General features: G+C 68.3%; 14 protein-coding genes. 8 read left to right on the top strand and 6 right to left on the bottom strand.

Features of this window, described 5'->3' with window-relative positions; translation table 11 throughout:
* Nucleotides 1-2 precede the first annotated feature (2 nt).
* On the bottom strand, nt 3-1,781 hold the full coding sequence (gene acsA / locus AB0C16_RS09605) for an acetate--CoA ligase (RefSeq protein WP_357680749.1): 1,779 nt from the start codon (nt 1,779-1,781) through the stop codon (nt 3-5).
* A gap of 477 nt (nt 1,782-2,258) precedes the next feature.
* On the opposite strand from acsA, the gene AB0C16_RS09600 reads away from it, so the two are divergent.
* The 3 genes from AB0C16_RS09600 (at nt 2,259) to AB0C16_RS09590 (ending at nt 5,547) form a co-directional block, all read left to right on the top strand.
* Nucleotides 2,259-3,596, top strand: a complete 1,338-nt coding sequence (locus AB0C16_RS09600) for a phosphoribosyltransferase (RefSeq protein WP_357680813.1) — start codon at nt 2,259-2,261, stop codon at nt 3,594-3,596.
* Nucleotides 3,597-3,758: 162 nt separating this feature from the next.
* A complete protein-coding gene (locus tag AB0C16_RS09595; protein WP_357680747.1) occupies nt 3,759-5,102 on the top strand; it encodes an RtcB family protein in 1,344 nt (447 codons plus the stop codon).
* Nucleotides 5,103-5,124: 22 nt separating this feature from the next.
* Nucleotides 5,125-5,547: an archease gene (locus tag AB0C16_RS09590; protein WP_357680745.1), complete on the top strand. Its 423-nt coding sequence runs from the start codon at nt 5,125-5,127 to the stop codon at nt 5,545-5,547.
* A gap of 47 nt (nt 5,548-5,594) precedes the next feature.
* Here the strand turns inward: AB0C16_RS09590 and AB0C16_RS09585 are convergent, their stop codons facing one another.
* Together AB0C16_RS09585 and AB0C16_RS09580 are read right to left on the bottom strand one after the other, a co-directional pair.
* A complete protein-coding gene (locus tag AB0C16_RS09585) occupies nt 5,595-6,401 on the bottom strand; it encodes a sigma 54 modulation/S30EA ribosomal C-terminal domain-containing protein (RefSeq protein ID WP_357680743.1) in 807 nt (268 codons plus the stop codon).
* Nucleotides 6,398-6,655, bottom strand: coding sequence for a hypothetical protein (locus AB0C16_RS09580; protein ID WP_357680741.1), 258 nt, complete (start codon nt 6,653-6,655; stop codon nt 6,398-6,400). The genes AB0C16_RS09585 and AB0C16_RS09580 overlap by 4 nt, the downstream gene beginning before the upstream one ends.
* Nucleotides 6,656-7,015: 360 nt before the next feature.
* Between AB0C16_RS09580 and AB0C16_RS09575 the strand changes: the two genes are divergently transcribed.
* Together AB0C16_RS09575 and AB0C16_RS09570 are read left to right on the top strand one after the other, a co-directional pair.
* Nucleotides 7,016-7,699 carry a CBS domain-containing protein gene (locus tag AB0C16_RS09575; RefSeq protein ID WP_357680739.1) on the top strand — a complete coding sequence of 228 codons (684 nt, stop codon included), beginning with the start codon at nt 7,016-7,018 and terminating at the stop codon, nt 7,697-7,699.
* 142 nt (nt 7,700-7,841) lie between these two features.
* The gene (locus AB0C16_RS09570; protein ID WP_357680738.1) at nt 7,842-8,711 is read left to right on the top strand and encodes a universal stress protein; all 870 of its coding nucleotides are present in this window, start codon (nt 7,842-7,844) and stop codon (nt 8,709-8,711) included.
* Between the two features lie 199 nt (nt 8,712-8,910).
* On the opposite strand, the gene AB0C16_RS09565 is transcribed toward AB0C16_RS09570, so the two are convergent.
* The 3 genes from AB0C16_RS09565 to AB0C16_RS09555 all read right to left on the bottom strand — a co-directional run bounded on the left by AB0C16_RS09565 (nt 8,911) and on the right by AB0C16_RS09555 (nt 11,192).
* A complete protein-coding gene (locus tag AB0C16_RS09565; protein WP_357680736.1) occupies nt 8,911-9,192 on the bottom strand; it encodes a response regulator transcription factor in 282 nt (93 codons plus the stop codon).
* A gap of 97 nt (nt 9,193-9,289) precedes the next feature.
* The gene (locus tag AB0C16_RS09560; RefSeq protein WP_357680734.1) at nt 9,290-10,129 is read right to left on the bottom strand and encodes an NAD(P)H-binding protein; all 840 of its coding nucleotides are present in this window, start codon (nt 10,127-10,129) and stop codon (nt 9,290-9,292) included.
* A 130-nt stretch (nt 10,130-10,259) separates the two neighbouring features.
* On the bottom strand, nt 10,260-11,192 hold the full coding sequence (locus AB0C16_RS09555) for an NAD(P)-dependent oxidoreductase (RefSeq protein WP_357680733.1): 933 nt from the start codon (nt 11,190-11,192) through the stop codon (nt 10,260-10,262).
* 163 nt (nt 11,193-11,355) lie between these two features.
* Here AB0C16_RS09555 and AB0C16_RS09550 point away from each other — a divergent pair, with 163 nt between their 5' ends.
* Genes AB0C16_RS09550 through AB0C16_RS09540 form a run of 3 tightly spaced genes read left to right on the top strand, consistent with a single transcriptional unit; the run spans nt 11,356 to nt 13,182 of the window.
* On the top strand, nt 11,356-11,697 hold the full coding sequence (locus tag AB0C16_RS09550; protein ID WP_357680731.1) for a metalloregulator ArsR/SmtB family transcription factor: 342 nt from the start codon (nt 11,356-11,358) through the stop codon (nt 11,695-11,697).
* A gap of 14 nt (nt 11,698-11,711) precedes the next feature.
* Nucleotides 11,712-12,797, top strand: a complete 1,086-nt coding sequence (gene arsB / locus AB0C16_RS09545) for an ACR3 family arsenite efflux transporter (RefSeq protein ID WP_357680729.1) — start codon at nt 11,712-11,714, stop codon at nt 12,795-12,797.
* On the top strand, nt 12,790-13,182 hold the full coding sequence (locus tag AB0C16_RS09540) for an arsenate reductase ArsC (RefSeq protein WP_357680727.1): 393 nt from the start codon (nt 12,790-12,792) through the stop codon (nt 13,180-13,182). Before arsB ends, AB0C16_RS09540 begins: the two co-directional genes overlap by 8 nt.
* Nucleotides 13,183-13,258 lie beyond the last annotated feature (76 nt).

Below are 13,258 nucleotides of genomic sequence, written 5' to 3'. Positions count from 1 at the left end.
GCTCACTGGACTGGGTGCTCCAGTGTCGAGATGTCACCTTCGGGCAGGCCGAGTTCGCGGGATTTGAGGAGACGGCGCATGACCTTGCCGCTGCGGGTGTGCGGCAGGTTCTGGTCGAAGGCGATCTCCCGAGGGGCGACCGCGCCCAGCCTGCGGCGGCCGAAGGCGATCAATTCACGCCGGAGCGCCTCGGCGGGCGCGTAGCCGGAGTTCAGCGTGACGAAAGCCTTCACCAGCTCGCCCGCCACCGGATCGGGCCTGCCTATCACTCCGGCCTCGGCGACGGCGGGGTGCTCCATCAGCACCGACTCGACCTCGAACGGCCCGATGAGGTGACCGGCTGACTTGATCACGTCGTCCGCCCGCGCGACGAACCAGAAGTATCCGTCCTGGTCCCTGCGCGCGATGTCGCCGGACAGGTACCAGCCTCCGGCGAAGGCCTTGGCGTACCGCTCAGGCTCGCCCAGGTAGCCGCGGAACATCGAGGGCCAGCCGGGTCGCAGCGCGAGCTCCCCTTCGACAGCAGGATCCTCGATCACCCGTACGTGCCCGCCGACCACGCGGGCACGACCGTCCTCGCCTCGCTCCAGCAGCGCCGCCTCGATCCCAGGTAGCGGACGCCCCATGGAACCCGGCTTGATGTCCATCGAGGCAAAATTGCTGATCATGATGGCGCCGGTCTCGGTCTGCCACCAGTTGTCATGGACCGGCAGGCCGAGCGCGTGCAGCCCCCAGACCGCGACCTCCGGGTTGAGCGGTTCGCCGACGCTGGCGATGAACCGCAGCCGGGACAGATCGTACTCACGAGGCAGCGCATCGCCGCTGCGCATGAGCATGCGCAACGCGGTCGGGGCGGTGTACCAGACGGTCACTCGCTGATCTCGTAGCAAGCGATACCAGCGGCGTGCGTCGAATTCCCCCGCGTCGACCACGAGGGTGAGCCCGAGGCTGAGGGGCGCGATGACACCGTACGACATGCCGGTGACCCAGCCGGGATCGGCGGTGCACCAGAAGACGTCCGACGGGCGCAGATCGAGAGCGTAGACCGCGGTCACGTGGTGGGCGACCACGGCCCCATGGACATGCACCGCACCCTTGGGCTTGCCGGTGGTGCCGCTGGTGAAGTGGAGCAGCGCCATGTCCTCGGGGTCGGTGGGCGGTATCTCGAACTCCTCGCCCGCGCCCGCCATCAACTCGTTCAGGAGCAGGGTGCCCTGGGGCGCGGGCCCGGCACCGGTTACCAGCACGTGTTTGAGGCCCGGCAGGGACTCGCGTACGGCTGTGATCTTCCGCTTGTACAGCTCCGGGGTGGTCACGAGCACCCGCCCGTCCCCGAGGCGCAGCCTCTCGCGGATCGGCTCTGGGCCGAAAGCGGAGAACAGCGGGGAGAGCACACTGAGATTCTTCAGCGTGCCCAGGACCGCCATGTATAGCTCGGGCCTCCTGCCAAGCAAGGTGAAAACCCTCTCGCCCTTGCCGACCCCCAGGGCACGCAGCACGTTGGCGAAACGGTTCGTCGCGACATGAAGATCCCGATAGGTCAGCTCGACAACCTGATCGTCTTTGCCCACACACCGCAGCGCCACCTGGTCGCGCCGAGGCCCGTCCAAGTGACGGTCGACGGCCTCGTACGCGATGTTCAACCCCCGGCCACCCGGCAACCCGCGGAAAGAGGACCGCTGGGCCGCCTCCCAAGAGAATGCTCGGCATTCGCTCTCATAGTCGGCCAGGTTGGGCGCGAAAGCCGGACCCCCGGTCTTGTGAATGAGATCCCACGCCATCACAAGCTCCCTTTCATTCGGCAGGACCGCACCAACGACACGGCGGGCCGAAAGACCTCGACACCCAGGACCTCTGCCCCTGCACCGGAAGCCTCTGCAAATGGGATTAATACCCATATAGCACCCAAAAGGACACGGAGGGTATCCGTCGACACACTCGGGCCCGACAACGATCCCAACGTGGCCTTGAGGAGCTCCGCCAACCATCTGCAGCCGGCGGGAAAGTCGTGGCCGCCGACCGTGGACGACCCGCCCTTGTACGTTGACCGGGCCATTGCCGACCTACTACAGGTCGTCGCCAGCGAGAGCGATGAGCCGCAGTCGTCCGACCGGGCAGAACGAGAAGATCGCGGCTCAGGGTGGGTTCAAGAAAAGGGACCTTCGGCCCTACCCTCGCGACCTCCTGCCCCCAGATGGTGATGAAAGGGGGGTGCTTTCCTTCGCCGCCGCGGGGGGCTTGGGGAGGTGTAGGGCTTGATGTTCGTTGATCGTCATGACGCGGGTGTGCGTCTGGCCGAACGACTGGCTGGACTCATCACCGATGAGAATGTGGTCGTCCTGGGACTGCCCAGAGGCGGCGTACCCGTGGCCTTCGAGGTGGCCCAGGCCTTGGGCGCGCCGCTGGATGTGATCGTGGTCCGCAAGCTGGGCGTGCCGTTCCAGCCCGAGCTGGGATTCGGTGCGGTCGGAGAAGGCGGCGTACGCGTCATCAATTCGGATGTCGTCAGGCTGGCGGATGTGACGCATGCGGAGATGTCCGCAGTGGAGGAACGTGAGCAGGCCGAGGTGTTGCGCCGTGCGCACCGCTTCCGCGGTGATCGCGCACCGCTCGACCTTGCGGGCCGTACCGTCATCGTGGTCGACGACGGGATCGCCACGGGCGGCACCGCTCGTGCCGCCTGCCAGGTGGCTCATGCGCGCGGAGCCGCGCGAGTGATCTTGGCGGTCCCCGTCGGAACGCCGGACACGATCGCGAGTCTGCGTGAGGACGCCGACGAGGTGATCTGTTTGGAGACACCTGCCGCTCTTTGGGCCATTGGCGCCTGGTATGTCGATTTCACCCAGGCCACCGACGAGCAGGTGGTCGAACTGCTGCAGCGGGCCGCGCCACCTGCCGCCGAGGGCAGGGTGGTCGGGAAGAGGGACGTGACGAAATCTGATCCGCCGGAGCCTGCCAACGAGGTGATGGTCAATGCCGGCCCCGTCCGGCTGCCGGGACAGCTCGTCATTCCGGAGGAAGCCGCGGGGGTGGTGGTCTTCGTACAGGGCAGCGGCAGGAGCCGGCACAGCCCACGCAACCGTTACGTAGCCTCGGTGCTCAACCGTGCGGGTCTGGGTACGTTGCTCTTCGACCTGCTCACGGTCGAGGAGGAGTACGACCGTGGCAACGTGTTCGACATCGAGTTGCTGGCCGGAAGGCTCGCGCAGGTGACAAACCGGCTCGGTGATCAGCCTCGGGTCGCGGGACTGCCGGTCGGCTATTTCGGAGCCGGCACCGGAGCAGCGGCCGCGCTGTGGGCCGCGGCGGAGCCGGGCAGCCGGGTGGCCGCCATCGTCTCGCGAGGTGGACGACCGGACCTGGCTGGAGCGCGGCTGCCGGCGGTGCGCGCGGCGACGCTGCTGATCGTGGGCGGCTGCGACGAGCTGGTGCTCGAGCTCAACCAGGCGGCACAACAGCTGTTGCACTGTGAGAACCACCTGCAGGTCGTCGCTGATGCCACTCACCTGTTCGAAGAGCCCGGAGCGCTGGAGAACGTCGCCGGCCTGGCATGCGACTGGTTCGCCGACCATTTCAGCAGGACGCGCGTGGGATGAGAGCTTCCGGCGCTGCCTTCGCCGGCGCCGGACCCTGGGTAATGCCAGACAAGGCTCTCAACGACCGCCTCATCGCAGCTGCACTATGGGGCGGAAATGGGGGACATGATCGAGCTTGTCGAGGAGACGCCCTATCGCTTCCGCATCGAGCGGCACGGATCAATGCGGGTGCCCGGCGTCGTACTGGCTTCCCGTGCGCTGCTTCCTGAGGACCAGGCGCTGCGGCAGGTCGTCAACGTGGCCACCCTGCCGGGTATCGTACGTGCCTCCTATGGCATGCCTGACCTGCACTGGGGGTACGGATTCCCGATCGGCGGCGTGGCCGCCACCGACATCGCGGCCGGAGGTGTGGTCTCCCCGGGCGGGGTCGGCTTCGACATCTCCTGTGGGGTGCGGCTGCTCGCGGCCGGCATCGATCGCGACCGGCTGGCACCCCGGCTGAACCGGCTCCTGGATCGCCTCGATCATGTCATCCCGAGGGGTGCCACGCGTGGCGCCGTCTGGCACCTGACCGGGCGGCCACAGCTGGAAAAGGTGCTGTCCGACGGTGCCCGGTACGCCGTCGAGCAGGGCCACGGCGTGGCGCGGGACCTGGAGCGCTGCGAGGACTCCGGCGGGGTCGCCGACGCCGATGTCTCCCAGGTCGGTTTCCGTGCCATGGAGCGGGGCCTGAACCAGGTAGGCAGCCTCGGCTCCGGCAATCACTTCCTGGAGATCCAGGCGGTGGAGGAGATCTACGACGAGGCTGTGGCGGCCGCGTTCGGCCTGAACCACGGCCAGGTCTGCGTGATGATCCACTGCGGCTCGCGCGGGCTCGGCCACCAGATCTGCACCGACCACGTACACGCGATGGAAAAGGCAATGCCGCATTACGGCATAACGGTGCCGGACCGGCAACTCGCCTGCGCCCCGGTCGATTCGCCCGAAGGCCGCGCGTATCTCGGCGCCATGGCTGCCGCGGCCAATTACGGGCGTGCCAACCGGCAACTGCTCAGCGAGGCCACGCGGCGGGCCTTCGCGGACATCGCCGACAGCGGCCTGGATCTGGTGTACGACGTCTCGCACAACCTGGCCAAGATCGAAACACACGACGGCGTGCGAGTGTGCGTCCACCGCAAAGGGGCCACACGAGCGCTGCCGCCGTATCATCCCGATCTACCGGCCGATCTGGCCCCGGCGGGCCAGCCTGTGCTGATCCCGGGCACCATGGGCACCGCCTCCTACGTGCTCACCGGCGTTCCCGGTGGTGAGGCCTTCCACTCCACCTGCCACGGCGCGGGCCGTACCCAAAGCCGCCACCAGGCGGCGCGTTCCATCAGCGGCAGGCAACTGCGCGATCGGCTGGAGGCGCAGGGCATCGTCGTACGCGGTGTGACCTGGCGAGGGCTGGCCGAGGAGACGCCCACCGCCTACAAGAACGTCGACGCCGTCGTCACAGCCAGTGAAGGAGCCGGACTATGCCGCAAGGTCGCCCGCCTGGTCCCCATCGGCGTCGTCAAAGGCTGAACGGGAGGAAGGGAAAACACCGATGAGCGCCGATGCGGGGCACCGCTCCCTTCCCCACACCGCCGACACCCGTATCCAGGCCTGGGCACCGACGACCGGGCAATGCATCGCCCAGGCAGTGCTCGGCATGGCGAAGAGCTTCCTCGACCTGCGCGGCGCCGCCGCCACCGGGGAGTACGACCTTCACGTCGAGCCCGGCGAACCTCAGGATCAGCTGGTGGCAGTCCTGGACGAGATCATCTACCTGATGGACACCACCGAACAGATCCCGATCAAAGCGGTGGCCCTGCAGCGGCAGAACCGTCTGAGCCTCCATCTGACCATGGCCGATCTGGCTACCGTCCCCCAAACCGGAGCGGTCCCCAAAGCCGTCGCCCTGCACCAGCTGACCTTCTTCGAACACCGTGCGGGCCAGTGGACCTGCACAGTGACCCTGGACGTGTGACGCCAGGGCGCTCGGCCTTTCCCTGACCCCGCACTTCCCTCAGTTGGTCATCTGCTGGGTGTGATGAGGCCGTAGTGGCCGTCGTAACGGTGATAGGCGACGCCGCCCCGCCCGGTACTGGTGTCGACGAAGAAGATGAACGGCATACCGGTGCTTTCCAGTCGTTCGACCGCTTCGCTGACGGAGAGGACGGGCGCCGGGACGGAGCTGACCGTGAGTGGGATCGACACCGGGCCCAGCTGGTAGGGCGCGGGCTCGATCTGCGCCAGCCGGTAACCGTCCCGGCTGTGGTAGATGACGCTGTCCTGGCCGGTCTCCGCCTCGGTGAACAGGTGGAAGTCGTAGTCGAGCTGCTCCATGTCGAAGGCCGCCTCGTCGGGCGTGGCCCAGGCCAGCTCGTAGGCCTTGTGCCGGACGACCTCGCGCTCCCCGGCGGGCCGGGGAAAGCCGGGCAGGGGGCGACGGTGAGGGCTGGAATGCCGCCACTCGTGGTCGGCGTCCTCCGGGCGTCGCCCTCGCAGGTCCTCCCAGTCCCGGCCGGTACGGCGCAGCCGGACCCGGAGTCGGTCGCCGAGCAGCCGGATGGCTCGGCGCATCGACTCGGCGACCGCTTGGGCGCGGATGAGCCGCCCGCTGACGTCGAGGTTCGCCTGCGCGGTGCACGGACGGGTCACGGCTGGATCGGCTGAGGCGCTGAGCTTGACCCGGGCAAAGAGCACCGGCTCATGGGCGACCGAGGTCGATGCCGCCACAACCTCGCGGGCATCGTCGGCCGCATCGGGCGGAATGGCGCCGCGTGTTTCCACCTGCACCTCGCCGGGGTCAAGCCTGACGGAGGCATGTCGACGGCTCATGCCGTATCCCCTCCGCTTCTGATAAGACCGGCGGCGAGCAACAGTTCGTGGGCGAGCCGCGCGGCCTGCTCGGGGTGCATCTGCCCAGGCTCCTCCATCGGCCCGGCCTCCAGGCCGCGTGCGAGGGTCAGAGCCGCTTCGGCCAATGCTTCGATCTGCTTCTCGGCTTTGCCGACCCGGGCCTTGAGAAGGTTCAGTTCGACCTCGAGCGGAGGCATCTCCTCAGTTGCAGGAACCGCATCGGGCTTGGGCATCAGACCCACCTCCCAGGAAGGCTCTCCCTTCCACCCTGGCCAGGGCCGGCGTTCGTGTCACAGGGACTTACGTCCTTTGGCTGCGGGTCGATGGTCCCCATCGACAAGGACTGCTCCGGCGCCCCAGGTCACCTGCATTCACGTCCGCGTTCGGCGATCGACCGCTCCGCGCTTGGCCAATTGGACGCCATCGTCGGGATATCCGACAGACACGGGGATCTGCCTCACCAAGCCCTCGCGGCGGCGGAGACCCAAGCATGCCTGACGAACGGCTCCACCGTGCGGGACCTCCGTCTCTGCCTGCGAGGATGCGTCCCGAGCTGAGATGAGGGCAGGGATGTCTCGAGGGGAGGAGCCGCCATGCGAGTCAAAGTCCAGGACATCATGACCACCGAGGTCGCCTCGGTCAACGGCAGCACACCGTTCAAGGACATCGCCGCGGTGCTCATCGCGCACGGCGTCAGCGCCGTACCGGTGGTCGACGCCGAGAACCACGTCCTCGGTGTGGTGTCCGAGGCGGACCTGTTGTGCAAGGAGGAGTTCCGCGAGACCTACTACGCCGAGGGCTACAAGCCGCCGCTGCGTGCCCGCCTGCGCCACCGCCTGTCCGAGGAGGGACCCGACCTCCGGCGCAAGGCCGCTGGAGACACGGCCGCGCAGCTGATGACCACGCCCGCCGTGACCGTGCCCGCCACCGCCTCGGCCGTGTTGGCCGCCCGCCGGATGGACGAGCACGGTGTCAAACGCCTGATCGTCGTCGCCGAGGACGGCACGCTGCAAGGCGTCGTCAGCAGGCGCGACCTGCTCAAGGCGTTCGTGCGCGCCGACGCCGACATCGCCCATGAGCTCCGCGAGGACGTGCTGAAGCACTCGCTCCTGGTGGAGACCGCGGACGTCAGCGTCGAGGTGCGTCAGGGGGTGGTCACGCTGAGCGGCTGCATGGACCGCCGCAGCCGGGCGCTGCTCGCCGTACGGCTGATCGCACGTGTCGACGGAGTGGTCGATGTGATCGACAAGCTCCAGTGGAAACACGACGACACATAAGGGACATGATGACAAGCCCCTGCCTGGCCGTGGCCATCAACCGGACGGTGCACCAGCATGGGGACTGCCGAAGGCGGCACCACGGATAGACCCGCGAGCTCGTCGGTGTGATCAACAAAGGGTGATCAACAAAGGGTGTGAGATGGCAGCCATGACCATGCCGGTCGTAGTCGGTGTCGACGGATCAGCGCCCTCGCTTCTGGCTGCGAGCTGGGCCGGGCGGGAAGCCGCCGTCCGCGACGCTCCGCTGCACATCGTTCATGCCGCGGTGCACTGGGCCTACAGTGTCCCACTCGTCCCACAGCCCCCCGCCTGGGGATCGGACGCGGAAGCCGCGGCTCGGGAAATCCTCCGCCAGGCAGCCGTCCACGCCCAAGCGGGCAGACCGCATCTGGCGGTCACCACCGAGATCGTCGACGGCGGAGCGCCCGAGGCGCTCGTCCACGCCGCCGAAGGAGCACAGCTGATCGTCGTGGGACAACGAGGCCGCGGCGGATGGGCTGAGCTGCTGCTGGGCTCGGTGAGCCGCTACGTCGCGACCCGAGCCTCCTGTCCGGTGGCCGTCATCCGGCAGCCGCACACCGGCGAGCGCGCTGAGATCGTCGTCGGCGTGACCGGGCGCCCCGGCCAAGAGCCACTTCTGGACTTCGCCTTCCGCGAGGCCGCGTTGCGGTCCGCTGTCTTGCGCGCTGTGCACGCCTGGGTGTATCCCACCGCGCAAGGGCCCGGGGACATGCAACCTCTCGTCTATGACGTCGAAGCCGTAGGCGAGGAGGAAGCACTGCTGCTCGCAGAAGCCATCGCCGGGTGGCGCGAGAAGTTTCCCGACGTCACGCTCATTCAGCACGTCGTCCACGAGCATCCGGCCAAGGCGCTGATCGACGCGTCGACGGACACCGACCTCGTCGTCATCGGGGCGCACAGTGGAGCACGAGCCCTGCTCGGGCTCGGAGGCACCGCTCATGCCGTGCTCCACCATTCGAGAGCGCCCGTGATCGTGTTTCATCACTGACCGTCCGAGTCAAGCGTGGTCGGTGCGTCAACTCCGGCTCCGATCAGGTCGCAGGCAACCCAGCCCGCATCGGCGGCAGAGCCGACCAGCCGCCCATCCGCGTCGCGGACGCAGCTCACGAACCCGTTCCGCCTGGAGCGAGGTCTGGGCGGGGAAGGGATCACCTGACACGGTCAGCCGGCGAACCGTGCCGCCGGCTTCACGCGTCGGGCCGCAACTCCGCTCTGCCGGGCCGTACCAGACCGCTTTCGTAGGCGAGGATCACGGCCTGGACACGATCCCGGAGATTCGTCTTGGCCAGGATTCTCTTGACGTGGGTCTTGGTGGTGGACTCCTCCACGATGAGCTCGTCGGCGATCTCCGCATTGGACAGGCCACGGCCGATCAGCGTCAGCACCTCGCGCTCCCGTGGCGTCAGCGGCGACAAGAGCCGGTGGTTCGGCTGACTCCAGCCCATCTTGTCGATGACGGTCCGGGTCACGGCCGGGGAGAGCAATGATTCTCCGGTCGCGATAACGGGCTCATCGAGCCTCCTTGAGGTGGGGCAGCCGGGCTCGGAAACCTCCGCTTGGTCGCCGTCAGGCCGGCGCCGAGTCGAATGCCGCCGCGCGGTGGGCGACCCATTGGGCATAGGTGAAAGCCGGTCGCCCGGTGACCTCCTCGACTGCCGGCAGTGTTTGCGCAGTCTTGCCGACCCTCGCGGCGGCCTGATCGAGGAGAAAATCGACCGCCGCCGCGGGCAATCCGTGGAGTAGCAGCTGCTCCCGGAATTGATCTCGGGGTTGCTCCTCGAACCGCAACGGCCGCCCGATCGTCTCTCCAATGATCCGCACGCGGTCGATCTGGGTGAGCGACTGCGGTCCGGTGAGCACATAAGCCTCACCGGCACGCTGGTCGAGAAGGGCACGGACGGCGACCGCGGCGATGTCGCGCGGATCGACCGGGGCCAACGCGGCATCGCCGTAGGCTCCACGGACAACCCCGCCGTTGACGATCTGGTGGGCCCAGGCGAGGTCGTTGGTCATGAACGCGTCGGGGCGCACAAAGGTCCACGGCAGCCCGGACGCGGCGACGCTCCGTTCGAGTCGCAGGTGCTGTTCGCCGACCCAGCCGGGCGTGGAGTACGTGACGGCCGATGAGGACAGCAGCACGACATGCCCCAGGTCGGCTTGCCGCGCCGCTTCGAGGAACCCGTCGACCGCGTCGAAGACGGGAAACAGGAAGGCCCGGTCGACGCCGGACAGCGCCGCCGGCAACGTCTCCGGTCGGGTCAGGTCACCGGGCACGACCTCGACCTGGTCCGGAAACGAACGGTCGCCAGGGTTACGGGTAATGACGCGCACCTTCTCGCCCGCGTCGAGCAGTTGGCGGACGACGTTGGCGCCAACGTTTCCGGCGCCACCGGTTACCAGAATCATGATTGAGATCTCCTTCTTTCCTCATGGCGGCTATTGACGCGTGGGGTTTCGTTCGGCCCACGACGAGCCCCGGGCCGGTTGCCGTTGAACTGCTTGCCTGCCGAGCGCAGCACGTCGATCGAGATCCGGGTCAAGCCAACCCGTCCTTGAAGCCCTGGCGCCACGACGGATAGCGCAGCTCCCAGCCGAGCTCCCGCTTGGCCTTGGCGTTGGAGAAGCCGCGCCCCTCGGTCATCATCGCCACCGCCACCTCCCCGGCCAGCAGCCGGGCCAGCCACTTGGGGACCCGCATCGGTGGCTTCGCCCCCGCGCACGCCGCCAGGTAGGGCAGCCACTCGCCGGCCGGGGCCGGTTCGTCGTCGACGATGTTGAACACGCCCCTCGCCTCTTGCTCCACGGCCAGGACGGTGGCGCTCGCCGCGTCGTCGAGATGCACCCACGAGCAGTAGCCGGTGCCGCCCCCGACGAGCGGGTACTGCCGCTTGCGCACGAGCTCGACCTGATCGTCGGTGGCGCCCGGCCCGTAGAGTCCGCCGTATCGCAGGACCGCGCCGCCAGCCCTGAGGACCACGTCCTCGACGTGGCGGATCGCCACCATCCCCGCGTGCGCCGCCGTCCCCGTGTGCAGGTCCAGCGGGTCCTCCTCGGTCTTCACCCAGCCGCCCTCGCGGATTCCGTTCCAGTTGGCGTAGCTCTGCGCGACGAAGTGGGACACGCCGGTCGCTTCGGCGGCGGCCAGCAGGTGGTCCGTCCCCTCGGTGCGCAGCCGGTTGGTGGTGGCGAACCACCGATCCATGTGCTTGAGATCGGGCTTGCCGGCGTGCGCCACGGAAATCGCGGTCATCTGGTGCACGATCGCGTCCGGCCGGGCCTTGGCCACCGCCTCACCGACCGACGCCGCGTCCAGCCCGTCCATCACGACCGCCTCGGCGCCCAGCCGCTCCAGCAAGCCCAACTTGGCCGCGCTCGTCGTTGTGGCCATCACCTGGTGGCCACGGGCCACGAGCTGCGGCACCAGCCGCCGCCCCACGACTCCGGTCCCGCCTGCCACGAATACCCGCACGGCCATCACCTTCCTGCTTCCAACGTCTGTCTCTGAGACCTGAGACGAGGCAGCCCTGCCGTCTGTGACATAGGAGCCTCCCCGTACTTCGACAGCACGCATAGACGTAGGTCAATATAGATAGGGATCGACTTCGACTGATGCCTATGCAAGGAGAGCGCGAATGGAGCTGCTCGACCTCTTGGAGTGCAGCCCGCCGCTGGCGCGCGAGCCACTCGACGCCGAGCGGGCCGCCGCCGTGGCCCGCGTCTTCAAGGCCCTGGGCGATCCCGTACGGCTGCGCATCGTGTCGATCGTGGCCAGCCGCGAGGGCGGCGAGGTGTGCGTGTGCGACATCACCGATGCGTTCGAGCTGTCGCAGCCGACGATCAGCCACCACCTGAAGGTGCTCAAGGAGGTCGGCCTGCTCACCTCCGAGCGCCGCGCGTCCTGGGTCTACTACCGGCTCGTCCCCGAAACGCTCGCCGAGCTGTCCACACTGCTCGGCGCGCCCGCCACGGTATGAGACCAGGAAGCCGGATGTCCGCTACGCGGGTCACGGCCAGGGGTCCGGCCGTGATCGGCGGCCTGTCGAGGCTGGATCGGTTCCTGCCGGTGTGGATCGGGCTGGCGATGGGCGCCGGGCTGCTGCTCGGGCGACTGGTGCCGGGACTGAGCGCGGCGCTGGACGCGGTAAAGGTCGGCGAGATCTCGCTGCCCATCGCGCTCGGCCTGCTGTCGATGATGTATCCGGTGCTGGCCAGGGTCCGCTACGACCGGCTCGACACCGTCAGCGGCGACCGCCGGATGCTGGTGTCGTCTCTGGTGCTGAACTGGGTGGTCGGTCCGGCGTTGATGTTCGCGCTGGCCTGGACCCTTCTGCCCGACCTACCGGAGTACCGGACCGGGCTGATCATCGTCGGCCTGGCGCGGTGCATGGCCATGGTGCTCATCTGGAACGATCTGGCCCGCGGCGACCGGGAGGCCGCGGCGGTGCTGGTGGCGATCAACTCGGTCTTCCAGGTGATCGCCTTCGGCGCGCTGGGCTGGTTCTACCTGGAGGTCCTGCCCGGCTGGCTCGGGCTGTCGCAGACGGCACTGGACGTCTCGATGTGGGACATCGCGCAGTACGTGCTGATATTTCTGGGTATCCCGCTGATCGCCGGTTATCTCTCCCGCAGGCTGGGCGAACGGGCCAGGGGGCGCGAGTGGTACGAGAGCAGTTTCCTGCCGAAGATCGGCCCGGTCGCGTTGTACGGGCTGCTGTTCACCATCGTCATCCTGTTCGCCCTGCAGGGGGGCACGATCAGCGAGCGGCCCCTGGACGTGGCCCGCATCGCGCTGCCCCTGCTGGCCTACTTCTTCCTCATGTGGGGCGGCTCGTTCCTGGCCGGCCGGGCCCTCGGCCTGTCCTACGACCGCACCACGACGCTGGCCTTCACCGCGGCCGGCAACAACTTCGAGTTGGCCATCGCGGTCGCGGTCGGCGTCTTCGGCGTCACCTCCGGCCAGGCCCTGGCGGGGGTCGTCGGCCCGCTCATCGAGGTGCCCGTCCTGGTCGCGCTGGTCTACGTCAGCCTGGCCGGCCGCCGCCTGTTCCGCGCGAAGGAGACCGCCCATGCCTAGTGTCCTGTTCGTCTGCGTGCACAATGCCGGACGCTCCCAGATGGCCGCCGGCTGGCTGACCCACCTGGCGGGCGACCGCGTCGAGGTGCGCTCGGCCGGATCGGAGCCCGCGGAACGGGTCAACCCGGTCGCCGTGGCGGCGATGCGGGAGGTGGGCGTCGACATCACCGCCGAGCAGCCCAAGGTGCTCACCCCGGAGGCCGTCCAAGCCTCGGACGTGGTCATCACCATGGGCTGCGGCGACGCCTGCCCGATCTTCCCCGGCAAGAGGTACGAGGACTGGAAGCTCGACGACCCGGCCGGCCAGGGCATCGAGGCCGTCCGCCCCATCCGCGACGAGATCCGCGCCCGCGTCGAGCAGCTCATCCATGAGCTCACAAACTGACAGATGGGAGTCCCGACCTCGCTCTCGATCGGTCCAGCGGCGTCACGGCAGTCATGACGACCACCCTACTTCGAAA

Origin of the sequence: Nonomuraea sp. NPDC048916 (assembly GCF_040649575.1) — a bacterium.
GTDB lineage: Bacteria > Actinomycetota > Actinomycetes > Streptosporangiales > Streptosporangiaceae > Nonomuraea.
The sequence above is the reverse complement of the archived record's forward strand: the minus strand, read 5'-3'. Positions and strand labels throughout refer to the sequence as shown.